General features: G+C 64.1%; 23 protein-coding genes. 10 read left to right on the top strand and 13 right to left on the bottom strand.

What is annotated here, in order from left to right:
* Positions 1-8 precede the first annotated feature (8 nt).
* Together HZB49_RS24050 and HZB49_RS24045 are read right to left on the bottom strand one after the other, a co-directional pair.
* Entirely contained in the window at positions 9-992 is a 984-nt protein-coding gene (locus HZB49_RS24050) for a tripartite tricarboxylate transporter substrate binding protein (protein ID WP_291615895.1), read from the bottom strand.
* 66 nt (positions 993-1058) lie between these two features.
* Positions 1059-1811: an SDR family oxidoreductase gene (locus HZB49_RS24045; protein ID WP_291615893.1), complete on the bottom strand. Its 753-nt coding sequence runs from the start codon at positions 1809-1811 to the stop codon at positions 1059-1061.
* 170 nt (positions 1812-1981) lie between these two features.
* Between HZB49_RS24045 and HZB49_RS24040 the strand changes: the two genes are divergently transcribed.
* Together HZB49_RS24040 and HZB49_RS24035 are read left to right on the top strand one after the other, a co-directional pair.
* The gene (locus HZB49_RS24040) at positions 1982-2470 is read left to right on the top strand and encodes a Twin-arginine translocation pathway signal (protein WP_291615891.1); all 489 of its coding nucleotides are present in this window, start codon (positions 1982-1984) and stop codon (positions 2468-2470) included.
* Between the two features lie 19 nt (positions 2471-2489).
* Positions 2490-3119, top strand: a complete 630-nt coding sequence (locus HZB49_RS24035; RefSeq protein ID WP_291615889.1) for a ferric reductase-like transmembrane domain-containing protein — start codon at positions 2490-2492, stop codon at positions 3117-3119.
* 110 nt (positions 3120-3229) lie between these two features.
* On the opposite strand, the gene HZB49_RS24030 is transcribed toward HZB49_RS24035, so the two are convergent.
* From HZB49_RS24030 to HZB49_RS24010, 5 genes are all read right to left on the bottom strand, one after another.
* A complete protein-coding gene (locus tag HZB49_RS24030; RefSeq protein WP_291615887.1) occupies positions 3230-4474 on the bottom strand; it encodes a flavin-dependent oxidoreductase in 1245 nt (414 codons plus the stop codon).
* A gap of 60 nt (positions 4475-4534) precedes the next feature.
* Complete coding sequence (locus HZB49_RS24025) at positions 4535-6889, bottom strand: bifunctional salicylyl-CoA 5-hydroxylase/oxidoreductase (RefSeq protein ID WP_291615885.1); 2355 nt, start codon at positions 6887-6889, stop codon at positions 4535-4537.
* Positions 6890-6987: 98 nt separating this feature from the next.
* Positions 6988-7824: an enoyl-CoA hydratase family protein gene (locus tag HZB49_RS24020; RefSeq protein ID WP_291615883.1), complete on the bottom strand. Its 837-nt coding sequence runs from the start codon at positions 7822-7824 to the stop codon at positions 6988-6990.
* Positions 7825-7925: 101 nt separating this feature from the next.
* The gene (locus HZB49_RS24015) at positions 7926-8687 is read right to left on the bottom strand and encodes an SDR family oxidoreductase (protein ID WP_291615881.1); all 762 of its coding nucleotides are present in this window, start codon (positions 8685-8687) and stop codon (positions 7926-7928) included.
* Positions 8688-8832: 145 nt separating this feature from the next.
* Positions 8833-9792 (bottom strand): helix-turn-helix domain-containing protein, encoded by a 960-nt coding sequence (locus HZB49_RS24010; RefSeq protein ID WP_291615879.1) that lies wholly within the window; start codon positions 9790-9792, stop codon positions 8833-8835.
* A gap of 420 nt (positions 9793-10212) precedes the next feature.
* On the opposite strand from HZB49_RS24010, the gene HZB49_RS24005 reads away from it, so the two are divergent.
* Positions 10213-10890 (top strand): NYN domain-containing protein, encoded by a 678-nt coding sequence (locus HZB49_RS24005; RefSeq protein WP_291615878.1) that lies wholly within the window; start codon positions 10213-10215, stop codon positions 10888-10890.
* A 3-nt stretch (positions 10891-10893) separates the two neighbouring features.
* Complete coding sequence (locus tag HZB49_RS24000; protein ID WP_291615876.1) at positions 10894-11139, top strand: PilZ domain-containing protein; 246 nt, start codon at positions 10894-10896, stop codon at positions 11137-11139.
* 121 nt (positions 11140-11260) lie between these two features.
* Here HZB49_RS24000 and HZB49_RS23995 read toward each other — a convergent pair whose 3' ends face one another.
* From HZB49_RS23995 to HZB49_RS23985, 3 genes are all read right to left on the bottom strand, one after another.
* Positions 11261-11941, bottom strand: coding sequence for a transglutaminase family protein (locus tag HZB49_RS23995; protein ID WP_291615874.1), 681 nt, complete (start codon positions 11939-11941; stop codon positions 11261-11263).
* Between the two features lie 162 nt (positions 11942-12103).
* Positions 12104-12382 carry a DUF1127 domain-containing protein gene (locus HZB49_RS23990; RefSeq protein WP_291615872.1) on the bottom strand — a complete coding sequence of 93 codons (279 nt, stop codon included), beginning with the start codon at positions 12380-12382 and terminating at the stop codon, positions 12104-12106.
* A gap of 242 nt (positions 12383-12624) precedes the next feature.
* Positions 12625-13443 (bottom strand): DUF2066 domain-containing protein, encoded by an 819-nt coding sequence (locus tag HZB49_RS23985; protein ID WP_291615870.1) that lies wholly within the window; start codon positions 13441-13443, stop codon positions 12625-12627.
* A 186-nt stretch (positions 13444-13629) separates the two neighbouring features.
* Here HZB49_RS23985 and HZB49_RS23980 point away from each other — a divergent pair, with 186 nt between their 5' ends.
* Complete coding sequence (locus tag HZB49_RS23980) at positions 13630-15477, top strand: ABC transporter ATP-binding protein (protein WP_291615868.1); 1848 nt, start codon at positions 13630-13632, stop codon at positions 15475-15477.
* Between the two features lie 11 nt (positions 15478-15488).
* The gene (locus tag HZB49_RS23975; protein ID WP_291615866.1) at positions 15489-15761 is read left to right on the top strand and encodes a PqqD family protein; all 273 of its coding nucleotides are present in this window, start codon (positions 15489-15491) and stop codon (positions 15759-15761) included.
* Here the strand turns inward: HZB49_RS23975 and HZB49_RS23970 are convergent.
* Positions 15719-16111, bottom strand: a complete 393-nt coding sequence (locus HZB49_RS23970) for a lasso peptide biosynthesis B2 protein (RefSeq protein ID WP_291615864.1) — start codon at positions 16109-16111, stop codon at positions 15719-15721. The two genes, HZB49_RS23975 and HZB49_RS23970, sit on opposite strands and share 43 nt — an antisense overlap.
* A 62-nt stretch (positions 16112-16173) precedes the next feature.
* Here HZB49_RS23970 and HZB49_RS23965 point away from each other — a divergent pair, with 62 nt between their 5' ends.
* Positions 16174-17961: an asparagine synthetase B family protein gene (locus HZB49_RS23965; RefSeq protein WP_291615862.1), complete on the top strand. Its 1788-nt coding sequence runs from the start codon at positions 16174-16176 to the stop codon at positions 17959-17961.
* A 399-nt stretch (positions 17962-18360) separates the two neighbouring features.
* Here HZB49_RS23965 and HZB49_RS23960 read toward each other — a convergent pair whose 3' ends face one another.
* Both HZB49_RS23960 and HZB49_RS23955 read right to left on the bottom strand, forming a co-directional pair.
* Positions 18361-18654 (bottom strand): DUF718 domain-containing protein, encoded by a 294-nt coding sequence (locus tag HZB49_RS23960; protein ID WP_291615861.1) that lies wholly within the window; start codon positions 18652-18654, stop codon positions 18361-18363.
* Positions 18655-18884: 230 nt separating this feature from the next.
* Positions 18885-19949 carry a 2-dehydropantoate 2-reductase N-terminal domain-containing protein gene (locus HZB49_RS23955; RefSeq protein WP_291615860.1) on the bottom strand — a complete coding sequence of 355 codons (1065 nt, stop codon included), beginning with the start codon at positions 19947-19949 and terminating at the stop codon, positions 18885-18887.
* Between the two features lie 364 nt (positions 19950-20313).
* Between HZB49_RS23955 and HZB49_RS23950 the strand changes: the two genes are divergently transcribed.
* The 3 genes from HZB49_RS23950 to HZB49_RS23940 all read left to right on the top strand — a co-directional run bounded on the left by HZB49_RS23950 (position 20314) and on the right by HZB49_RS23940 (position 22936).
* Positions 20314-21198, top strand: a complete 885-nt coding sequence (locus tag HZB49_RS23950; protein ID WP_291615859.1) for an alpha/beta hydrolase — start codon at positions 20314-20316, stop codon at positions 21196-21198.
* Positions 21199-21852: 654 nt separating this feature from the next.
* A complete protein-coding gene (locus HZB49_RS23945) occupies positions 21853-22467 on the top strand; it encodes a GIY-YIG nuclease family protein (protein WP_291615858.1) in 615 nt (204 codons plus the stop codon).
* 28 nt (positions 22468-22495) lie between these two features.
* Positions 22496-22936, top strand: a complete 441-nt coding sequence (locus tag HZB49_RS23940) for a hypothetical protein (protein ID WP_291615857.1) — start codon at positions 22496-22498, stop codon at positions 22934-22936.
* The last annotated feature ends 70 nt before the right edge of the window (positions 22937-23006 follow it).

Below are 23006 nucleotides of genomic sequence, written 5' to 3'. Positions count from 1 at the left end.
ATCCGCGATTACTCCGATGGCTTGACGCCGAGATCGCGCAGGATGCGGAGCATCACGTCGCTGTCGCGCTTGAAGATGCGGGCCGTCGTTTCAAAGTCGGCCGGGGAAGACAGCAGAAAGTTGTTCAGCATCTGCTGGACCCTGGAGTCGGTTCCCGCCTGTATCAATAACGACGAGAGCCGCTCCACGATCTCCCTTGGCGTGCCGGTCGGTACCGCGAAGGTGGTGAATGCGCGCAGGTCGTAGAAGTCGCCGACGGCGCCCTGCTCGGTCATTGTCAGCGTGTCCGGATACGGCGGCAGACGGCTGCCGACCACGCCGATCAGGTTTCCGGTTCCCGCCTGGATGACGGGTGCCGCCGCGGCATAGCTTCCCGAGGCGCCATCCAGTGTCTGTCCAGCGATGTCATTCCACATCGGCGCCTCGCCGCGGTACTGGATGACCTGAAACTTGATGCCGTACTGCTTCGCGATCGTCTCGATGAGGACATGCGGCGTCGAGCCCACGCCGTACGATCCCCAGTTCAGGCTGCCGACTTTCTTTCCATATTCAACGAACTCCCGAAGATTCGTCGCGCCCGTCTTCTTCGCCGCTACCACCGGGCCTCCGGCGCCGCTGACCATGGTCAGATAGACGAAATCCTTTTCGGGATCGTATGGAAGGTCTTTCACCGTGATACGGTTCTGGATGAGTGACGAAGAAATCGTGCACAGGATGGTGGTGCCATCCGCTTCTGCGCGTTTCGCTTCCGTCACGCCGATGACGCCACCTGCGCCAGCCTTGTTCTCGACGATGACCGTCTTTCCCACCTGCCGCGCCAGATAGTCACCGAAAGCCCGCGCAATGCCGTCGGTCTGGCCGCCCGCCGGATACGGCACGATGATGCGAATCTGGCGCGTCGGCCACGAGGACTGCGCCCTGGTCTTCCCGGGCAGGGCGTACAACACCGCCGCCGAGCCAGTCACGAACGTTCGCCGTGTCAGCCTTTTCATTTTCCTGCCCGTCGATTTTTTTCATTTCGGCCGGCCGCGATGACCCGTCCGAGGCCGTCCGTCGTCTTAGTGGAAGATGCGTCCGGAGTCGATGACGACGGTCTGGCCGGTCATGGTCTCGGTGCGGCACATGGCGACCACCATGTCTGCGCAGTCGTCCTTGTCGGCCGGCCTCTTCAGGAGCGAGCCCAATGCGGAGCGCTCGACCTGCTCGGGCCGGAGATTGGCTGTCGCACGCGTACCCTCCAGCAGACCCGGCGCCACGCAGTTGACGATCGTCTCGGGCGCCAGCGCCACCGCCATGCAACGCGTCAGATGAATGAGCCCCGCTTTCGACACGGCATAGGCGATGGAAGAGCCGGTCGGGCTCAGCCCCGCCACCGAAGCGATGTTGACGATGCGGCCTTGCCCCTGGGCCTTCATGATGGGGGCTACCGCCTTGGTCAGGCGCATCGGCCCTGTCAGGTTGATGGCCATGATCTTGTCCCATACCTCCTGCGTCAGGTTGTCGAGATCGCCGAAGGGGATCGATACATTGTAAGCGGCGTCATTGATCAGAACATCGAGGCGGCCGAAGGCCCGGGTAACCTCGCCAACCAGCCGATCCACGGCCGCACCGTCGGTGATGTCACAGGCGAAAGCTCGGGCGTTGACTTGATGACGCGACGTCAGTTCAATGGCGACGCCTTCCGCCTGGTCGCGGCTGCGCGCGTACATGACGGCCACATGTGCGCCCTCCTGCGCGAGCGCGTGGCAAATGCGCTGCCCCAGTCCGCCATTGCCGCCCGTCACCAGTGCAACCTTGCCCTTCAGGTCCATCGTTTCTCTCCCCAATGCGGATGCGTCGTCGCACCGCTCACCAATCTCGCGCCTGCGACCCACCCGTTCACAACTCTGTTATGGCAACCTATCGCTTCCTCAACTGGGCGTCTCGCGCCTGTTGTTGTACCCTCGGTCAAGCAACGGCACGGCCGCCAGAAGGAATTGACATGACCAGCGTCCTGCTCAACCGCCGCCGCCTCCTCGCCGCCGGCGGCTCCGTCCTGGCAACGGGGCTTTCCGGGCTCCTGTTGCCCGCGCGCGCGCAAGGCCTCGCACCGACCGATTCGATGCCGGGCGGGACCAACAACTACCGCAAGGGTGCGGCGATCGTGGATCGGATCGGCAAGGGTGGCTTCTGGATGAGCGGCACCGTACGCCGCGCAGGCGACGGGGCTCCGCTTGCCGGGCAGCGCATCCAGATCTGGGCGCACACGACCGAAGGTCGGGAGCACGAGCCGCAGAGCCATGGAGCCACGCTCACCGACAAGAACGGCGCGTTCCGTCTCGAGATGCCGCAGATCATTCCCATCTTTGGCCAGCCGCATGGTCATCTCGCCTATGACAGCGGTGAATTCAAAGCCGTCTTTCTGCGTCCGGTGATGCGCAGCGTAAAGGATACCAGCCTGGAGGCGCACTTCGTCCTTCAGCCGGCCTGAACGAGTTGGGATCAAGGGGATGAGATTGGCCAGGGTGACCCTGATCTGGGCCGCCCTTGCAGCGGCTGTTGGCGTGCCGCTCGCGCTTGCCGCGGCGAGCCCGCTGCTCGCATGGCGCGATCCGGTCTACATACTGGCCTGTTTCGCAGGGATCATCGCACTGGGTCTCGTGCTCGTTCAGCCCTTGCTGATTGGCGGGTACTTGCCGGGACTGCCGGCTTATCGTGGACGGCGTGTGCATCAGTGGATCGGCGGCGCGCTGGTCGTGACGTTGGTTGTCCACGTCGCCGGTCTCTGGATCACCAGTCCGCCGGACATGATTGACGCCCTCCTCTTCTCATCGCCGACGCCATTCTCTCCCTTTGGTGTGACCGCCATGTGGGCCATCTTCGCCGTCGCGCTTCTGGCTGCGCTGCGCCGGCGATGGGGACTGCGACCGCGAACGTGGCGCATCGCTCACATGTCCCTCGCGGTGGTCATCGTCGGAGGGAGCGTGATTCATAGCATGCTGGTCGAGGGGACGATGGAGACGGTCTCGAAAGCAACGCTTTGCACACTCGTCCTTGGCGCGGCGATAGTAGTCATGGCTGACTTGCTGACGTGGCGAAAGCGAGCGACGCCGCGAAGAGAGAGCACTGCGCGACGGTAGACCAGGCATCGGATGCAGGGTGAGCAAAGGCGCACTCGCGCCGTGCCCACCTTCACAGGCACCGCGCACGAAAGGCAGGCACGCTTCGCTTTGCCCACCCTGCGGCGATGCTACGACCGCGCCACCACCCGCGCCGCAAAGCCGGCCTTGGCCGCATAGCCGCGCACGATCGCCTCGCGCTGTTCGTAGGGCAGTACGCCGTCGACGTCGCCGCTAAACCCCTGCGGCGCGAGTTGCTCCACCGCATCGATCACGCCTTCCGGGCCGCCGCGGCGATTGGAGGCGACGATGTCTGATGTCATCGGCAGGCGCTGCTTCTCATAGGCCGCCAGCGCCTGGCGCGGGTGCTCGGCTCGCGCCAGCAGGTCGGCAAGGCAACGGGCGTCGAGGATAGCCTGCGAGGCGCCGTTGGAGCCGACCGGATACATCGGATGCGCGGCATCGCCCAGCAACGTGACGCGGCCGCTGGTCCAGTACGGCAGCGGGTCGCGGTCGCAGCAGGGATATTCCCAGAATTCCGGCGTGGCGCGGATGAGTCCGGCAAAGTCCACCTGCGGGATCGAGAAGCCCGCGACATGCGGCATCAGTTCGTCGCGGTTGCCGAGACGGGACCAGTCCTCGCGGCGCGGCGGCGGCGCCGAGCCGTCGCCGATCTTCACCAGCACCGCCCAGTTGGTGAGGCGCGTCGCCGGGCTCGTGCCTTCCGCGATCGGATAGACCACGGCCTTGGCATTCAAGCCGCCCGCGATGATCATGGATTTTCCGGAGAGGAACACCGGCCAGTCGCGCGCCCCGCGCCACAGCATCAGGCCGTTCCAGAGCGGCGGCCCCTCCTCCGGAAACAGGGTGTCGCGTACCCTGGAATGGATGCCGTCGGCGCCGATCAGGATGTCGCCGCGCGCGGTATGCACATGCGCGCCGTTGCGGTCGAAGAAGAACGCGCTGACGCCACCCTCGTCCTGCGTGAAGGAACCGAGCCGGCAGCTGGTGCGGATCGACTCCGGTCCGAGCCGCTCCACGACCGCCTGATGGATCACACCCTGCAGTCGGCCGCGATGGACGGAGAATTGCGGCACTTCATGGCCGGCATCCAGCCCGCGCTTCTCATGCCAGACCTGCTGGCCGTGGCGGGTCAGATAAAACAGCTCGAAGGTGCGGATCGCAGCGGCATCGAGCTTGTCCAGCAAACCAAGGCCTGCGAGCTCGCGGATGGCATGCGGCAAGGTGTTGATGCCGACGCCGAGCTCCTTGATGGTGTCGGCCTGCTCATACAGCTCGCAATCGATGCCGCGTGCCCGCAGCATCAAGGCCGTGGTGAGGCCGCCAATTCCACCGCCAACGATAATCGCCTTCATTGCCCGTTACTCCACACAAGACCAGGCATTCTCAATACCGGGTCAGGGTGCCACGGTCCGTTACTCCGCCGCAAGCGGCTTTGCCCCCTCCGCCTTCAGCTCGCCCCGGGTCCTGGGCCTGGCCTTGATCTTCAGCTCCTCGAAATCCTGCCGGTCGCGCACGCTGTTGCGGAAAATCTGCTCCTTGCCGGGCAGATATTGCGGCGGGCAGGCCACGTCCGCCCCGTACCAGGCGGCCGCCCTGGTGGTGAAGGAGGGATCGACCAGATGCGGCCGGCCGAGCGCGACGAGGTCGGCACGCCCTGCGGCCAGGATGGTGTTGACCTGGTCAGCGGTCGTGATGTTGCCGACGCACATGGTGGCGACCCGCGCTTCGTTGCGAACCTGGTCGGAGAACGGGGTCTGGAACATGCGGCCATAGACCGGCTGCGCATCGCGCACGGTTTGCCCGGTCGAGACGTCCACGAGATCGACGCCGGCCTCCGCAAAGGCGCGCGCGATCAGGACCGCATCGTCGCCCGAGATGCCGCCCTCGGCCCAGTCGGTGGCGGAAATGCGCACCGACATCGGCTTGTGCGACGGCCATGCCGCGCGCATCGCCTCAAAAACTTCCAGCGGGAAACGCAGGCGGTCTTGCAGCGAGCCGCCATATTCATCCGTGCGCCGGTTGGTGAGCGGCGAGATGAAGCTCGCGAGCAGATAGCCGTGCGCACAGTGCAGCTCCAGCATGTCGAAGCCGCAGCGCTCGCCGCGCTGGGCGGCTGCGACGAACTCGCCCCTGATCCGGTCCATCGCCGCGCGATCGAGCTCGCGCGGCACCTGGCTGTCGGGAAAGTAGGGAATGGGAGACGCCGACACCACGTCCCAGCCGCCCTCTTCCAGCGGTCGGTCCATGCCGTCCCACATCAGCTTGGTCGCACCCTTGCGGCCGGCGTGTCCCAATTGCAGGCAGATTTTCGCGGCCGAACTGGCGTGGACGAAATCGACGATGCGGCGCCAGGCTGCTTCCTGCTCGTCAGTCCACAGCCCGGCGCAACCCGGCGTGATGCGCGCGTCGCGCCCGACGCAGGTCATTTCGGTGAAGATCAGCCCGGCGCCGCCAACAGCGCGCGCGCCGTAATGCACGAGATGGAAGTCGCCGGGCACGCCTTCCTTCGCGGAATACATGCACATGGGCGATACAACGGCGCGGTTGGCCAGCCGCATCTCGCGCAGCCGCAGCGGCTGGAACATCGGCACGACGGGCTGCTCGACATCGACATCGAAGCCGCGCGCGCGCACCTGGCGAGCAAAGGCCTTGTCGACCTCGGCAACGAAGTCCGGCGCGCGCAGGTTCAGATTGTCGTAGGTGATCGCCTTGGAGCGCGTCATCACGCCGAAAGCGAACTGCACGGGATCGAATTCCCAGAAGCGGTCGACATGCTCGAACCAGACCAGCGAGACGTCGGCGGCGTGCTGGATCTTCTCCACCTCCTCGCGCCGGCCCTGCTCGTAGCGATCGAGCGCGACAGCGATCGAAGCCGCGCCCTTCATCGCTTCGGCGAGCGCAATCGCGTCTTCCATTGCGAGCTTGGTGCCGGAGCCGATCGAGAAATGCGCGGTCGCCTTGGCATCGCCCAGGAGCACCATGTTGCCCCTGACCCAGCGCTTGCTGCGGATCATCGGGAAATTGCGCCACATCGAGCGGTTGATCAGCAGCGGATGGCCGTCGAGGAACCAGCCGAAGATTTTCGCCATGCGATCGGCGGATTGCCGCTCGTCGAGGCCCTTCAATCCGGCGCGCGCAAACGTCTCCGGATCGGTCTCGAAGATCCAGGTCGAGTGCCCCGGCTCATATTGATAGGCGTGCGCGATAAACGGGCCCCACTCGGTCTCCTGGAAGATGAAGGTGAAGGCGTCGAGCGGCTTGGTCGAGCCCATCCAGGCGAAATGATTCGAGCGGAGGTCGACCTCGGGCTCGAAATGCGCGGTGTATTTCTCGCGGAAGCGGCTGTTGATGCCGTCGGACAGAATCACGAGATCGGCGTCGGCGATGCGCGGATCGTCGTCGTCCATGATCTCGGTCTCGAAATGCAGGACCACGCCGAGCTCGCGCGCCCGTTCCTGCAGCAGCATCAACAGCGTGCGCCGCGAGCAGCCGCAAAAGCCGTTGCCGCCGACGCGATGGACCGTGCCGCGGAAATGCACGGCGATGTCGTCCCAATAGGCGAATTCCTGGGTGATGCGACGATAGCTCGGCGGATCCCAGGCTTCGAAATTATCGAGAGTGGCATCGGAGAACACCACGCCGAAGCCGAAGGTGTCGTCGGCACGGTTGCGCTCGTAAACCGCAATTTCGGCGTCGGGCCGCTGCTTCCTGAGCAGTATCGCGGCGTAAAGACCGGCCGGGCCGCCACCGATGATCGCGATCTTCATGAAGGCCTCCGCATGTCGAGCCGCCGGACCAATGGAGATATTTTAAGCCTAAAGTAATTTCCCGGCAAGGCCCCTTCGAGACCGTCCCGGTTCCCTCGTCAGTTGCCCTGGAACACCGGCTTGACCTTGTTGGCAAAGGCCTCGAAGGCGCGGCCGAAATCGGCCGTGGTCATGCACAGCGCCTGCGCCACCGCCTCGGCCTCGATCGCCTCCTCGACCGACATCGCCCATTCCATGGCCAGCATCCGCTTGGTCATGGTGTTGGCGAAGGCCGGCCCCTCCGCGATCTGGCGCGCCAGATTCTGCGCCTGCGGCAGCACATGTTCCGGCGTGACGATGCGGCTGAAGAAGCCCCAGCGCTCGCCCTCCTCCGCGGTCATGAAGCGGCCGGTGTAGAGCAGCTCGGAGGCGCGCGATTGTCCGATGATGCGCGGCAGGATCGCGCACGCCCCCATGTCGCAGCCGGCCAGCCCTACCTTGTTGAAGAGGAAGGCGACTTTGGCGCCCGCAGCGGCAAACCTGATGTCGCAGGCCATGGCAACGATCGCGCCGGCGCCGGCGCAGATGCCCTCGACCGCGGCCACGATCGGCTGCGGGCAGGCGCGCATCGCCTTGACGAGATCGCCCGTCATCCGAGTGAAGGCGGTGAGGCCTTTGGTATCCATCTTGACGAGCGGGCCGATGATCTCGAACACGTCGCCGCCGGAAGAGAAATTGCCGCCGGCGCCGGTCACGATCACCACCTTGACCTCGTCGTCGAAGGCGCAGGCGCGGAAGAAGTCGGTCAGCTCGCGATAGCTCTCGAATGTCAACGGATTCTTCCGCTCCGGCCGGTTCAGCGTCACCGTTGCGATCCCGTCCACCACGGCGAGCAGGAAATGCTTCGGCGTGTAATCGGCGAGCGGCAGCGTCACGGGGTTGGCTGGTCGGCTCATGGGAACTCCCTGCTTTCTACGGCGGTCAGTCGCCGCCTTAAGCTCTCTTGTTTGCGCATGATCTTTTCGCAAAACCGCTTCACACTTTTCCGGATCATGCGCTAGATCTCGCCGCCGGCCACCGCGATGGCCTGGCCGGTGATGGCGCCGGCACCCTTGCCGCACAGCCAGAGCACGGTGTCGGCAACTTCCTGCGGCGTCACCAGGCGCCCTTGCGGATTATGCCTGGCAAGTTCGGCCGCTGCCTGCTCGCGGCTGCGGCCGGTCTTCTGCATGATGTTGTCGATGCTGCCGGCAACGAGATCGGTGTCGGTGAAGCCGGGGCACACGGCGTTGATGGTGATCGGCGTGTTGGCAAGCTCGAGCGCCAGCGATCGCACGAGACCGACTACGGCATGCTTTGCGGCAGTGTAGGCGCTGACGTAGGGGTAGCCCTTGAGGCCCGCGGTCGAGGCGACCGCGACAATGCGGCCATAGGGGCGCGTCCGCATCGACGGCAGCGCGGCATGGATCGAATGCACCACGCCCATGAAATTGACGTCCATCATGCGGGCGAACAGCGCCGCATCGGATTTCGCAAACGGCGCGGATTCCGCAGCCCCCGCATTGGCGACGAGAACGTCGATCGGCTGCCGCTCCGCGGCGCGCGCAATCGCAGCCTTGATTGCCGCCTCGTCCGCCACATCGGCGACATCGGCAAAATGCGCATCGCCTGCGGCAACCGCTTCCTCCAGCACCGCACGCCGGCGGCCGAGCACCGTGACGGTCATTCCCTGCCCGGCGAGCGCCGCTGCAATGGCGCGGCCAATGCCACGGCCGCCACCGGTCACCAGCGCATGCGAGGCGTGCGGCGTTGCGGGCATATGTGGCTCTCCCTGGAAAATTCGTCGGCGGCGGGCAATATATTTTATACTTAAAGCTTTTGCAAATGCACCCAATGCCGAAGGGAGGGCGCGGCTCAGCTGTCGCCGTCGCCGGGCAGTATCGCCCGCAACTGGAACGCCGATGTCAGCGGATCGAACCGCGTTTCGCAAGGGTCGTCGACGGCGACTCCCCAAACCTTGATTGGTAGACGCTCGAAAAACGCCCCAGATGCCAGAACCCGTGATCCAGCGCGATCGACTTGACGAGATCGCCGACGCTTGCCCGCAACAGCGCTTCACGCACAGACCACAATCGATGGAGCAAGAGATATTTCTGGGGACTCATGCCAAGCACCGACACAAAAGCATTGTGCAGCGTTCTCACGGGCACGTCGCAGGCGGCCGCCACCTCGATATTGGATTGGACGGAGAACCGGGATTCCCGCAAATACTCCCTGGCGCGCCTGCAAGTCGCGAGATGGCGGCCGGTAGCAAGCCTGCCGGGGGACAACATTACGTTCGAAAACGTCTCATCCAGGCTGCCAAAGATGCTCTGCTCCATTCCCTTCAGCACATTCGGATTTATCGTGCGGACCGGATCCCGCCGGATCACCCTCACGATGTCGCCCACGCAAGTCCGCAAGTTTGAGCTGTTGTCCTTCCCAATCGCCAGCATGCGCCCGCCGGGCGTCGGCTCCAGCCAACCGCGTGTGGAGAAGGCGTCGGTCACAAACAGCGAGCAATGCGTGAGCCGAGACTGCTGGTATCCGCGATAATCGGTGGCTCTCTTCCAAAGTGCGATGGTGTCGGCATTCGCGGAACCGCCGTTCACTCGGGCTTCGAGACCGGCCTCGAGCTGAAACGTCACGACGCCATGGTCGGCGGCGACAGCCCCTTCGAACAGCATCGGTGGCCGCGTCACGACGACCATTCGGCCGCCCTCAAGCGGCAACTCCAATTTGGAAAACCAGTGGTCCTTCGTGGTTGGCAGGTATCGCGCATCAAACCCGGTCATCGAGCGGGCGAACTCGCCGGGCTCCTCAAATCTGATTGTACGGGCGTTGAAAGCGGCGAGTTCGCCAGCACGAGCGAATGGTGGTGCCACGGGTACAATCGGTGAAATGAACTGATGACTTCGAAATACTATCGATTCCGGCAATGAATACAACCAAGGCGAAACGATCCGGCGCCGATGCGGGCAAAGCGTCGCAAGCGTCGCTTTTCATCCCATTTTCAGAAACCGGATAGTGTCAGTTGGGATGTGCACAGGACAACGACGGGCCGCAATTGCAATTGCGAGTAAACTGCATGTTCAGCATCGCCGGATGCATCCCAGCGCGGCAGCTTGCCGAAGCTGGACATCGAAATAACCGCCTCGAACCCGTTGGGTCGCTGGAACTTCGACGTGCAACTCAGCTAACCTCGATCGAGGGGGCATGCGCCGAAGTTTTTCTGGGCAGAAACCGCGACACAACCAAGTTTCACCAGCATGGACGCGTCCTCGCTTGATCTCTGGGGGAGAAGCTTGCGAGCCAACAAACTGGGACTGTTCATAGACGGCATCAATCTCCACGCCACGGCCAGGTCGCTAGGCTTCGACATTGATTTCAAGCGCCTGCTCGCGGAATTCTGCGGTCGCGGAACGCTGTTACGCGCTTTCTACTATACGACGATCCTTGAAGATCAGGAGTATTCCTCGGTCCGTCCCTTGATCGACTGGCTGGGCTACAACGGCTACACCGTCGTCACCAAGACGATGAGGGAATTCATCGACACGGACGGCCGCCGCAAGGTGAAGGGCAATCTGGATATTGAGCTAACCGTTCATGCCATGGAGTTCGCCAGGCACATTGACCAGATGGTGCTGTTTTCCGGCGATCGGGATTTTCGTTCTCTGGTGCAGGCGGTCCAACGCCGCGGGGTGCGCGTCACTGTGATTTCGACAATCGCCAGCCAGCCGCAGATGATCGCCGACGAACTGCGTCGTCAGGCCGACGACTTCATCGATCTGACGGAAATGAGATCGCGAATCGCGCGCGATTCACATGAACGGCATTCACGGGCCGAGTCACGCGATCGCCCGCAATTTTCCGCCCGTGCAGCCGGAAGCGCCGCGGGCGAACAGCAATTCGGCTCCCAGCGACACTTCTACTCCGCGCGCCACTCGGACACCCAGGACACCCCCGTCGGAGACGCTGATTGAGGGATGAGCGAGCATCGGGCCGCATCGAGGCGACGCGTATTGAAGACCGGGACCATCGAATTCGGGGGCAGCATTCTTCCGTGCGTGGTGCGAAATCTGTCCAGTTCGGGGGCGGCGCTGGAAATTAACAGTCCGCTATGGTTTCCCGACCGCTTCACGCTGGTGATTGCCAGCGAGCAGTTGCGCAAGGCTTGCCACCTCGTCTGGCGCAGCGAGCGCCGTGTCGGCGTACACTTCCTGGACAACTAGGACTTTCCGGAAACGGCTCATGCGAAGAAACCACCGCGGCGGTATACTTCCGCAAATAAAGGCTGGCCACGGTTAGCCGCGTGACGAAAAATTCACAAGCGGAGCAACGCCGCAGTGTCGCTCAGCTCTCCGCCGCCTCCCGCTCCATGTCGCGGCCGGAAAGCTCCTCGCCCTGCATGTTGGCGTAGTCGCGCGCCATTTCGCGCATCAGGAATTTTGCGGGCACGTCGTGGTAGGTGCCGCGGTCGTTGACATATTGCATGTAGGCCCGCCCCGCTCCGTCGAAGGGATGCAGCAGCGCGTCGCTGTGGCCGTCGAAATCGAGCGGCTTGACGCCGACCTTTTCGCACAGGGTGGCGTTGAAAGTGGGCGTCGCCTTGCGCCATGCGCCGTCGACGAACACCTCCGTGAAGCCGTGCCAGGTGAAGATATCCGTGCCCATGCTGGCGCGGAGCTTTTCCGTGGTGAGATGGTTCTTCACGTCGGCAAAACCGACACGGGCCGGGATGCCGTGGACGCGGCAGGCCGCCGCATAGAGCGAGGCCTTGCCGACACAATAGCCGGTGCCGGCCGCAAGCACGCTGGAGGCACGGAAGGTCTCGGGCGTGCGCATGTCCACATAAGGGTTGTAGCGGATGCCGTCGCGCACCGCGGTGTAGAGCAGGCTCGCCTTTTCGCAGTCGCTGGCGTTCGCCGGCACCGCGGCCCGGGCGAATTGCTGGACGGAGGGATGATCGCTGTCGATATACTCGCCGGGATCGGAATAGAGGCGGCGGATGGTGTCGGGAAGGATTTCGGTCATGCCCCAGCATAGCAAGCGGCGCCTGCGCAGTTCAATTCAGTAATATATTCCAGCGTCGGCGGGTTTCCGGCCACGGCTGCCCAACCCCGCCGGCGGCCGGCATGCAGGCGCCGGCCGCCGGTCAGAGGGAAGAAGGCTCGACGAAAAAACATCGTCCATGCGTCACGACCGTGCCGCAAGCAGGCGCTGCGACCGCGTGCGGTCCTTTGCGGCCTCGGCAAGGCCGGCACCGATGTCGCTGCGCGAAAGCCCGATGTCCCGCAGTTCGCGGTCGGACAGCCGGCGCAGAATCGTCAGCTGCGCCTGACGCTCGCGCTGCGCGATGATGGCAGCGATCGCGTTGTTGACGGCGCGGAAGATGCCGCGGCCCAGAACCCCGAGCGACCGTCGAATCGCGATGGGTGAAGCGGAAGAGTCGGAAATGTGGTTCAGCATGCTCATGGTGGTTTCATCCTGTTGAAGAGGGTCAAGCTCCCCTTCCCCGCCTGCACCATGCATGCAGACGGCCTCCAGGACTTTCAGATAGGCAGGATTTTTCCTCCAGATAAGCTTGAGATGCGCGTGAGAATGCGAGGCATGCGCGAGCGCATGCCTTTGCTCTATTGCACCGAGCGGTTCACATCATGCACACGTGCGCGTGAATGCCGCGTGAAGTTTGCGCGGCCTCGGGTCCCACGGCCGCATTACTGTTGCGCGGCGATGATCTGTGCGGCGCCGCCGATGCCCTGTCGAAAGGCTTCGTCAAATGTGACCGCGGAAAGCCGCCATCGTTGCGGCTTGCCGTGCCAGTCAAGTTGCCAGTCCGCGGTCCACCGCAGGTCCTGGTCGTCCCAGGCCAGGCGGGCGGTCAACAAGACCTCTCCGCCTCGCCTGGCCGCGGCCTGCGCCAGCTTCCCGGGCGCGATGGCGGCAAGCACCATGTCATTGGCGCCGACCTCGTCCAGCGTTGCGACATCGGGCAACATGATGGGCATGCCGCGCTTGGCCGCGGCCGACAGAAGCGCGGCGCCTTGCAGATCGGTCTGCCGCGAGTCGGCTGCGACCACGTATCTTCTCGGGCCCTGCTGCATCTCCACGAAGACGCCGAGCACCGGGCGGCGGGAAAGCCAGGGTGTAACGCCCATTGCGGCGAGGATTTCGTTGATGGCCGCCTCGTCGAAATCAACGGCCAGAAAGAAGGACCGGTCCCGCGTGCCCTGTTCGTCGTTCTTCGGCTTGCCGCCCTTTTCGTCGCGATAGGAAAAGCCGCGAACCAGCTTCGCGGCCTCGGACTTGTAGGGGGCGAGCCGGGGGTCGCCGGCGAGCCGCAACGCGCCGGATACCTTGACGAGGACATCTTCCAGGCATGAGGCGAAGCCGATGATGCGGTTGGCTTCGCCCTGCCCCGTCACGATTGTCTGCGCGCGATAGAGATCGGCCGCCGCGATAAGGCTTGCCCGTTTGCCATCAGCCGACTCCTGTGACACAGGTTGAGCCGCGGTCGGCTGGATCGCGAGCAGCATTGCGACTGCCAGCGCCGGCAGGATGCGGGAAATCGAGCGAGCCGGCATTGGATGCGTCCTCAAGGCGAAAGCCCTCGATTACCATGGGTTGCGCGACCGGCCGGCCGCGGGACGAATTGACGCGAATGCGCACGCCAAGAGATACTGAGAGCCAGATTGCTGCCAAATCACGTTGCCATGAGCCGAATGGATATTGCCGCCTCCCCTCCGCCCGGCACGCCGCCCGCAACGCTGTTGGCATTCTACCGGTACTTCCTTGCGGAACATAAGCGCATCCTCGGATGGCTGTTCCTCTGCGGCTTCGGCGTGGCCTGCGCCGACGCACTCGTTTCCGTCTTCGTCGGCAAGGTGGTTGCATTCGTCGGTCAGACCGATCGCTGGAAAGCGTGGCACGAGTACTGGCCGACGCTGCTCGCATTTCTCATTGCCATCGGGATCGCGCGCCCCCTCCTGATCTATTTCGACCTGCGCTTGCGCAACGCCTATCTCGCTCCCGGCGTGACGTCGCGCATCCGCTGGGTCAGCCACTGGCATGTCGTGCGCCAGAGCTGGCAATTCTTCCAGGGCGATTTTCCCGGCCGGCTGGCGCATCGGGTGATGCACACTGCCGGATCGCTGCGCGAAACGGCGGAAGCCGCGATTCGCGCGGTCTGGTATCTGGCGATGTATGGCGGGGCCTGCATCTTCCTGCTGGGCGAGGCCGATTGGCGGCTGACGCTGCCGCTGCTTTGCTGGTTTGCCGGATATATCGCGCTGCTCGGCTGGTTCGTGCCGCGCCTCAAGACGAGGGCCGAAGGCAGCTCGCAGGCCTATTCCGATCTGATGGCCGCCATCGTCGACTGCTACAGCAATATCCTGACGGTGAAGCTGTTCTCCTATGAGGCGACCGACAAGGATCACGTTCGCAACGCGCTGCTGTCGCACGATGACGCGCAGCTGCGTCACGCACAGATGATCACCCGCTTCATGACGGCGCTCACACTCCTCAACACGGTGCTGCTGACGGGAACGGGCGCCATCGCCGTCGCGCTGTGGGTGAACGCAGCAATCGAGGCGGAAGCGGTGGCGATGGCGCTGCCGCTGGTGTGGCAGGCGGCGAGCACCGGCGGCTGGGTAGCGTGGGAAGTGTCCGGCATTTTTCAGAATCTCGCCGACGTCAAGCAGGGCATGGCATCGATCGCCGCGCCCAATACGATGGTCGATGCGCCGGATGCACGGCCGCTGGACATCAAGGCCGGCGCGATCGAGTTCGACGGTATCGATTTCGGCTATTCCGGCGAAAGGCCGCTGTTTGCCGGCTTTTCGCTGGCGATCGCGCCGGGCGAGCGCGTCGGCCTCGTCGGGCGCTCCGGCGCCGGCAAGTCGACGCTGGTCAGCCTGCTGCTCAGGCTCTACGACATCAAGGGCGGCGCGATCCGCGTCGACGGGCAGGACATTCGCGCGGCGTCGATGGACAGCCTGCGCTCCCGCATCGGCGTCGTTACCCAGGACACGGCACTGCTGCACCGCTCCATCGGCGACAACATCCTGTGCGGTAAGCCCGACGCCTCGCGAGACGAGCTCGTGCGCGCGCTCGGCCAGTCCCGCGTCTCGGAGTTCATCGACGGCTTGCTCGATGAAGAGGGGCGCGCCGGACTCGAGGCCAGCGCCGGCGAACGCGGTGCGAAGCTTTCGGGCGGCCAGCGCCAGCGCATCGTGCTGGCGCGCGTACTCCTGAAGAATGCGCCCATCCTCGTGCTCGACGAAGCCACCGCCGCACTCGACTCCGAGGCGGAGCACGCGATCCAGGAGCAGCTCGATACGCTGATGACCGGAAAGACCGTCATCACGATCGCGCATCGGCTTTCGACGCTGGCCCGGATGGACCGGATCGTCGTGCTCGACGGCGGCCGCATCGTCGAGCAAGGATCGCACGACCGGCTCATCGCGCTCGGCGGGCTTTATGCCTCCCTCTGGCGGCACCAGACCGGCGGGCGGTTGCCCGGCGGCGAGCACTCATCCTTCGTTCGTCCTCCCGAAGACCCCTCGCATTGAAACGGATCAACATGCGCATTCGACTGGCTCCCGGCACGACCCTCACCAATGTGGACGGCAAGGACGTGCTGTTCTCGGTTCGCTCCGGCGATTCCTACGGCCTCAACGAAACGGCTGCGCGGATGGTGCGGCTGGCGCTCGAGATGGGTCTCGACGATGCGTCGGCAAGGCTCGCGGACGAATATGGCGCCACGCGCGCGGAACTGCGGGGCGATCTCGACGTGCTGATCGGCGAGCTGGTTCAGCTCAAGCTGGCGGAGGCGTGTTCCGACCAGGGCGGATAGGACGCCACGATTGTGAAATCCTCCATGCCGGGCGTTTTGACGAACGTTTGCTCCTTGCAGGTCACCCAGGCATGCCCCGACAGCGGAGCCAGCCGCATTCCGATCCGCAAGGAGGCCGGATGACCATGGCGGTTGAGCGCGTACCAGGTGACGATCGCCTGGTCGAGACATTCGACGCGAAGCGGCAGCAGCTGCATGCCGCGAATCGCGCGTTCGGCGAGCTCTTCCGCGCTCAGTCCCGAGCGGCCGAGCCCCGCCACGCGCCCCAGCCATCGGAAAAACGCAACGGTGCGGTCGATGCCGAACAGCTTCGTGGAAAAGTGCGAGAGGAATAAAACGAGCGTGCTCATGGGCAAAAGGTTCTGTAAGGCTCTTCGTTGCGAAACATAGCAAACAAGGCCCGAAAGCTGCAATGAGCCCTGCGCTGGAGCAAGCAAACGTCGATGCGCGGCCCGCGCCGATCCGGTGGAGTGCGGATCGCGGCTGCCGCACCATCGATTGCACCCTGGGAAAGATCCTGATCGAGGGCGCCGTCTTCCGCCTCGACGGTCGGACCGGCCCGGAGGCGCTTCGGCACCTCGCCGAGATGATCGGCCGCGAGGGGCCTCAGGCGATCGCCAGGGCGGAAGGCGACTTTGTCGCGCTGATCGCGGCCGATGACGCGGTCTACGGATTCAAAAGCTTCACCTCGCAGTACCAGCTCTACTACCGCGAAGCGGACGGCGCGGTTGCCAATCGCCTTGGATTTTTCTTCGACGCCGCCGCGACGCGCTGGAACGAGGATTATCTCGCCCGGCACGTGCTCATCGTACCCGGCTATCAGTTCCTGTCCAGGGAGACGCCGCTGCGCGACGTCAGCCGCGTGCTGCCGGGAGAATTGATCCGCCTCGGGGGCGCCATCACGCGAGAACAGCTGGTGCGGAGAAGCTACGGCTATCTTCTCGATGCCGGGCAGCGCCGCGAGGACGTGGCGCCGCAGATCCTCGCGATCCTGCGCGACTCGATCAAGGGCCGCCTTGCCGCTGCAGCGGATGCCAGGATCTGCGTCGAGATCTCCGGCGGGCTCGACTCGTCGTTCATCGCCTGCCTCCTGGGAGAGCAGGCCTCCGGTATTCGCGGCGTGATGTTTTCGCAGCCGCATCTGCCCTCGCACGCGATCAGCGAAGGTTACGCGCGAGAGGTCGCCGATCGCTACGGCATCGATCTCGTCATCATGCCGCCGGAAGCGTTGCCCGATGCCGTCGACACCGATCCCGGTTACTCTGACGAGCCCAGCGATTTCTTCTGGTTCGGCGACTGGTTTTCGCGATCGGTCGCCGGGGTTGCCGAGCCCGGCTCGCTGGTGTTCACCGGTTTCGGCGCGGACCAGCTGTTCCTGCGCTCGCCGTCGTTCCTGCCCTGGCTGCTGCGGCATCGCCAATACGCGCTGTTTGCCGGAGCGCTGCCGCCGGCGAGCCGCCTGCTGTCGCGCGGCCGGGCCAATCTCGGCTGGCAAAGTGTGCTGTCGCAATTGCCCGAAGCCCTGCACCAGCGGCTCAACGGCGCCTTTGCCGGTGGGCGCTGGAATCCGTTCGACGTCGGCGACGTCAACATGCAGCGCATGCTGACCGACAGGGTGCCGTGGCTGCGCTGCGGAGAGGGCCTTCGCGCCTATACCGAGGAGAGATACGCCCGCGAGCGCGAGCTGGTCGGCGACGGCATCATCTGCGACGACTGGGGTTATCCCGCCGCACCGCGGACGGTGACGCAAAGCCATTTTGCCGCGAAGGGCCTCACCGACGCCTCGCCCTTTTGCGACCTGCCCCTGCTCGACTTCGTCTATGGCGAGGTGAGCGCGCTGCTGGTGCATGATTTCGACGGCCGTTACAAGGAGCTGCTCAGGGAAAGCCAGAAGGGCATCGTGCCGGATTCGCTGCGTGCACGCCAAAACGATACGTTCACCTTCGATTCGTTCCTGCTGAAATATGCCAACAAGGGCCGGCCGTATTTCGATGCGCTGCTGCACACCGTGCCCGAGGGCTGGATCGACCGCCGCGCGGCGGCCTACGCGCTGGAGCAGCTCTCGTTCGGGATGACCACCAGCTCCACGCGTTCCGTGATGGCGCTGATGGGTTATCTGGGATGGCGCGAAGCCTTCATCCGGCATGCGTCGGCGAAGAATGTTGCCGGGCTGATGGTCGCGCGATTTGCGGATCATTGAAGCGGGACAAAGAAAAAGCGGCGCGCTTTCGACAAGCCCGCCGCCGAGATTTTCGTTCGATCCAGAATATTACTTGAAGAAGCCGGAATACTTCTTGCCGTCGGTGCTCGGACCGGTGGCGTTGGACTTGATCAGCGAAAGCGTACCCAGTTTGACGAGCGTCGGTTTGGTGTAGGACTTCACGAAGTATCTCCATCAATTCAAACGGGCGCAAATCACGCCCGGGATTTTCTAGCAGCCGCCGTTCTGTGCTGGCAAGCTTGCCTGCTGCGAACGAAACTCATCCGCGGCAGGCATCGATGAAAACTACTTGCCTTCGATCGCCGGCGCATCCTCCGAATTGAGGATGCGCTCTGAATCAAATCGTGACATGCCGCCGACCCGGCGGCGCGCAATATATTACAGATCGAGCACCACCGCGCCGGAGACGGCATCGGTGACGCCGCGGCCCTCGCCCTGGTCGTCGAGGGTGGCGCGGAAACTGTCGAGCGTCTTGATCATCGCGGGCCGCGCGGCGACCATGGCCTCCTGGCTCGGCCACGTGCCGATCAGGCAGAACGTCTGATCGCCGGTCTTGATGATGACGCCGCGCTCCAGGCCCGGCCACTTCGCCTTGCCGGCGCGGTGGGCGTCGAGGAAGGCGTTTTCCTGACCGGGCTTGACCTTGAATTTCACGACGTTGCAGACCTGCATCCTGCGTCTCCTGAAATGGGTGGTGAGCAATCCGAGGAGGATAGCGGGTTTATGCGCGGACGCCATGGCTTGCGGCTTGCGCCATTTTGTCGTCCCTCTCTCGGAGCCGTAGGATGGGTAGAGCGCCAGCGAAACCCATCACTCCGTCGTGGAGCCATGATGGGTTTCGCTTCGCTCTACCCATCCTACCCTCTGTCGCTCGCTTCGCGTGCCCCGGAATGACGGATCAATCACGCCGCGCCCGACCCTCCCCCGACGATCTTCTCGTTCAGCTTCTGGTCGACGATCTCGACGGTGCGGTCGATCTCGGGATTGGGCTGACCGAGCTGATGCGAGATCAGCTTCACCAGGAGGTCGACGCGCTCGATGAAGGGGGCGCCGGCGGCAACCGCACGCGCGGCCGATGACGGCTTCAGCAGGCTTTCCGCCGCCTTGGCGTATTTGCCGAACGGAACCTGGTCGGCGGCATCGGCGCCGAGCTTGCGGGCGATGGCGTCGACATGGTCGTAGATGGCCTGCGACTGCTTGATGTCGCCGTGCACGGCGTCGCGGATCGACTGCGGATCGCTGGGCGTGATGCAGCGGTAGTTGCCGGTCAAGAGCATCGACCATTTGGCGAGCGGCACGAACAGCGAGTCGAACACCTTCAGCTTCACCGGCACGTCCTTGCCGTCGAGCGTGACCGCGTCGATATCGGCTTCGAGCTCGCGCAAGAGCTTGTTGTGCTTCTCGTCCTCGAAGATCGCGGCCTTGAAATTGGTGGGCAGCCCCACATGCAGCACGTTCGCCGCCTCTTCCGGCGGACGGAAGGCCTGCGGATCGGGCGAGCACAGCGTCACCAGCCCCGGCTTGAAGCGCTCCCACACCGCGGCATTGGTGTAGGCCTCCTCGAGATCCATGCCTGAGAGCGCCGGGATGCGCTTGAGATACGGCAGCGGCGGCATGTTCATGATCGAGAGGCACGGTAGCCCAGCGGCCGCGATCTTCACCATCAGCATGCGCACGGTGTGGTTGGTGTATTGCGGCTCCTGCATGGCGAGCGCGACGAGGTCGTAGCGGGAGATGTCGACCGCCTGCGGCGTGGTGGCATCGAGCTTGCCGGGCAGGTCGCGCGAGAAGATCGCGCGGTGCTCCGCCTCGTCGCGCAGCTTGATGCGCACCTGCGTGCCGTCGCGATTGATGAGGTCGGCCGTCTTCTGCCGGCACACCAGGGTCACGTTGTGACCGGCCATCAGGAGCTTGGTCCCCAAGAGGGAGCCATAGGAGGCCCCCAGGATCAGAATATTGCGCGCCATGTTCTCAATCTCTCAAACGAAGCCCCAAATTTTTCCGGCGCGCGAGCCGAGCAGACGAGGCCATGCATGGCGCGGGGAAAGCCCCTTTTTCGTGGGGGCGGGCGTGTCTATCGCATGTCGGGGGACCTGACAATTGCTGGTATACCACGGGGCCCGAGAATGTGACGTTTCTGACCCAAGCATCTGATAAATCGATGGTATTATAATCTATCCGCTTCCCGCGCTTGGCGGTTCCCAAGGGAAAATCAGGAATATCCCAAGGACAAGTCACGCCCGGCTGAAAGTCTTTGCCGCCGCGCCGCTTCATCCTGCCTGCAACAGCCGCCGCATGCCGCGGCCGCGCCAGAGACGGGAAAGCAGCACCATGGCGACCTCCGCCTTCACCCAACAGGACAACAAGCCCAGCGTCATCGCCCTGCACTGCTCGCTCGGTTCGGGGCGGCAATGGACGCGGCTTGGCGAAGCGCTCGGCGACGGCTTCGAAATGATCGCGCCCGATCTTGCCGGATACGGCAAGCATGTCGGGCGGCCGATCCTGCCGACGACGCTGGCCGACGAGGTCGCAGCGCTCGGCGAAGAGATCGATCGCGCGGAAGGGCCGATTCACCTGGTCGGCCATTCCTATGGCGGCGCGGTCGCCTTCAAGATGGCGACCAGCGAGCGCTGGGCGGGCCGCATCCGCAGCCTGACGCTGATCGAGCCGGTGTTGCCGACGCTGCTGCGCGACAACGCGGCGGACCGGCGGCTGCACGACGTGTTCGCCGACATGGGCACGCGCGTCCATGTCGATCTCTGGAACGGCATGTACATGGAGGCGCTCGACCGGTTCCTGGAATTCTGGCGCGGCTCGGGGCCGCAGGAGACGCTGCCCGGCGAAGCGCGGCTGCGCATGATCGAGGTGATCGAGAAGGTGGCGTTCGATTTCACCGCCATTCTCGGCGAGGTCAACATCGCTTCTGCCGCAGCAGGCCTGCGCGTGCCGACGCTGCTGGTTTCCGGCGGGCTGTCGCCCTACATGACCCAGCGCATCGTGGCAAAGCTCGCTGCGCTGATTCCGGGCGCGGAGACGAAACATCTGCCGGGCGCCGGCCACATGCTGCCGCTGACGCACGCCAAGGCGATCAATCCGGACATCGTGCGGCATATCGAGCTGACCGAGGATCTTGCGAAGGTGCTGATGGCGTCTCCGCCGGGAGCGGCCCGCGCCAGCGGTGCCAGCGAAGCGCAGTTGCGGCTGATGCCGGGATAGTCGCGCGGCTCTCGCGGCGGCGGTCGATTGCGGCCTGGATATTCGGAAGACACACGCTCTCGTTCCCGCGGCACGGTTTGCCCGAGGTTTTGCCATTCCTTCCTCCCTCCCATTGAAGAGAGGGCGCAGGGAAAGCCGGGCGCCGGCGGCACCCGCATAACCGTGTGCGATCTGTAGCAAAAAAATGCACACGGGTTTGACAGGTACAGCCGAGACGACCCGGCTTTCCCCGCGCAATGGGTTTACGGCTTATACGTGATCTCCCCGGGGAACGGCCTGTCTTGCCCCCGTTGCCCCGCCAGCACAGGCCGGCGGGGATGGACGCCAGGGTCGCGGCGCCAGGACCACACGATTTCGCCGTCCGCAGCAAGCTTTCGTCGGGTGGATTAACCACCTGCACCCACTGCGGCCACCGCATCCCGCGCCCAACGTTCCGTGACGACCGCGAAGCGCCCCTCTGAGGGGCACGGGACGGGGTAACACATAACGGAAATCGGAATTCTGGTAAAGAGAAATATTTTTGATTTTGGGGCTTGACAAGCATGTTCTACAAAACGGAATCTGAAACGCAAGGAAGCGCTTGGCTAACCTCTTGCAAGACCGAAGAGGCCTTGCTCAACCCGCTCTTGCCTGGCGATGGGAAAGGGATTTCAGGTGGCCGAGATTGTCTATGTCTTGATCAACGAAGCGATGCCGGGCCTTGTCAAGATTGGGCGAACGACCGGCGATCTTGCGATTAGAATCCGCGGCCTCTATTCGACGGGCGTCCCGCTGCCGTTTGAGCTGTTTTACGCTTGTGAGGTTGCAAACTCCAAGTTTGTGGAAGACAGCTTGCACGAGGCCTTTGGAGATCATCGGCTCAGCAAGAACCGCGAGTTTTTTCGACTCGCACCTGAGAGAGCCCGCGCTGCTTTGGGTCTTGCGGCTGTGAAGGAAGTAAAACTCGGAGACGAAATATTCGAGAGCAGTGAGGTCAAGGCAGAGGTTGAAGCCGCAAAACGTCGATCACGTTTCCGTCTCTCAATGGTCGGCATAATGCCGGGAACGGAGCTTCAACTCTTCGTCGACCCCACGATTATATGCACGACCGTCGATGACACGAACAAGGTCAACTTCAAGGGAGACGTCACTTCCCTTTCTGATGCTGCGCTTCAAGCTTTGAACGGTAAGGGCTATGAGTGGCCCAGCGCCTCAGGTCCATGGGAATGGAGTTACCAGGGTAAGCGCCTGGACGAACTCAGACGAGAGATTGAGGAAAAGGCTGACTAGTCCACTATGCCCATGCCTGAGCAACTGCATGAACCTCAAATCCCTGCCCCTCACGCTCTCCCTGGCCCTTGCCGCCCTCGGCCCGATCCACGGCGCACACGCCCAGCCCTCCCAGGCCGAGAGCCCGGCCTTTCAGGGCCACGCCGCCGAAACGCAACAGCGAAGCGAGGAGGAAGAGCGCCGGAGACGCGCGCTGTTCTTCGATGCCGTGGCAGTCGAAATCGGCGAGCCGGGGCTGCCCTGCGATCACCTGGCACGGTCGAAGCCGCAAACCGTCGCCGGGCCGGCCTTCGTGGTGATCCTGGGTCGGCCCGGCAAGGACGAGGACCGCCTTCGCGTGTGGATCGCGCCGGGCGCGGCCGGGTCGGACGACGAAGCGCTGCGGCAGGCGCACGATCTCGCCGGCCGGCGCCGCGCAGGGGTCGTCCACGACCTGATCGACATGCGGCGGTATCTCGCCTGCCGCTGACCGGTTGCTTCCGGAAGTGGCGCGTGAGAGCCATATAGCGGGCAAGCCCTGCCCGAATTCGTTCCGTCGA

The sequence above is a fragment of the Bradyrhizobium sp. genome (assembly GCF_016219575.1).
GTDB lineage: Bacteria > Pseudomonadota > Alphaproteobacteria > Rhizobiales > Xanthobacteraceae > Bradyrhizobium.
This window is presented reverse-complemented; position numbering and strand designations above follow the sequence as displayed.

Coding starts and splice junctions, on each gene's coding strand:
- HZB49_RS24050 (WP_291615895.1), bottom strand. CDS start 992: ATGAAAAGGCTGACACGGCGAACGTTCGTGACTGGCTCGGCGGCGGTG.
- HZB49_RS24045 (WP_291615893.1), bottom strand. CDS start 1,811: ATGGACCTGAAGGGCAAGGTTGCACTGGTGACGGGCGGCAATGGCGGA.
- HZB49_RS24040 (WP_291615891.1), top strand. CDS start 1,982: ATGACCAGCGTCCTGCTCAACCGCCGCCGCCTCCTCGCCGCCGGCGGC.
- HZB49_RS24035 (WP_291615889.1), top strand. CDS start 2,490: ATGAGATTGGCCAGGGTGACCCTGATCTGGGCCGCCCTTGCAGCGGCT.
- HZB49_RS24030 (WP_291615887.1), bottom strand. CDS start 4,474: ATGAAGGCGATTATCGTTGGCGGTGGAATTGGCGGCCTCACCACGGCC.
- HZB49_RS24025 (WP_291615885.1), bottom strand. CDS start 6,889: ATGAAGATCGCGATCATCGGTGGCGGCCCGGCCGGTCTTTACGCCGCG.
- HZB49_RS24020 (WP_291615883.1), bottom strand. CDS start 7,824: ATGAGCCGACCAGCCAACCCCGTGACGCTGCCGCTCGCCGATTACACG.
- HZB49_RS24015 (WP_291615881.1), bottom strand. CDS start 8,687: ATGCCCGCAACGCCGCACGCCTCGCATGCGCTGGTGACCGGTGGCGGC.
- HZB49_RS24000 (WP_291615876.1), top strand. CDS start 10,894: ATGAGCGAGCATCGGGCCGCATCGAGGCGACGCGTATTGAAGACCGGG.
- HZB49_RS23995 (WP_291615874.1), bottom strand. CDS start 11,941: ATGACCGAAATCCTTCCCGACACCATCCGCCGCCTCTATTCCGATCCC.
- HZB49_RS23990 (WP_291615872.1), bottom strand. CDS start 12,382: ATGAGCATGCTGAACCACATTTCCGACTCTTCCGCTTCACCCATCGCG.
- HZB49_RS23985 (WP_291615870.1), bottom strand. CDS start 13,443: ATGCTGCTCGCGATCCAGCCGACCGCGGCTCAACCTGTGTCACAGGAG.
- HZB49_RS23980 (WP_291615868.1), top strand. CDS start 13,630: ATGGATATTGCCGCCTCCCCTCCGCCCGGCACGCCGCCCGCAACGCTG.
- HZB49_RS23975 (WP_291615866.1), top strand. CDS start 15,489: ATGCGCATTCGACTGGCTCCCGGCACGACCCTCACCAATGTGGACGGC.
- HZB49_RS23970 (WP_291615864.1), bottom strand. CDS start 16,111: ATGAGCACGCTCGTTTTATTCCTCTCGCACTTTTCCACGAAGCTGTTC.
- HZB49_RS23965 (WP_291615862.1), top strand. CDS start 16,174: ATGAGCCCTGCGCTGGAGCAAGCAAACGTCGATGCGCGGCCCGCGCCG.
- HZB49_RS23960 (WP_291615861.1), bottom strand. CDS start 18,654: ATGCAGGTCTGCAACGTCGTGAAATTCAAGGTCAAGCCCGGTCAGGAA.
- HZB49_RS23955 (WP_291615860.1), bottom strand. CDS start 19,949: ATGGCGCGCAATATTCTGATCCTGGGGGCCTCCTATGGCTCCCTCTTG.
- HZB49_RS23950 (WP_291615859.1), top strand. CDS start 20,314: ATGGCGACCTCCGCCTTCACCCAACAGGACAACAAGCCCAGCGTCATC.
- HZB49_RS23940 (WP_291615857.1), top strand. CDS start 22,496: ATGAACCTCAAATCCCTGCCCCTCACGCTCTCCCTGGCCCTTGCCGCC.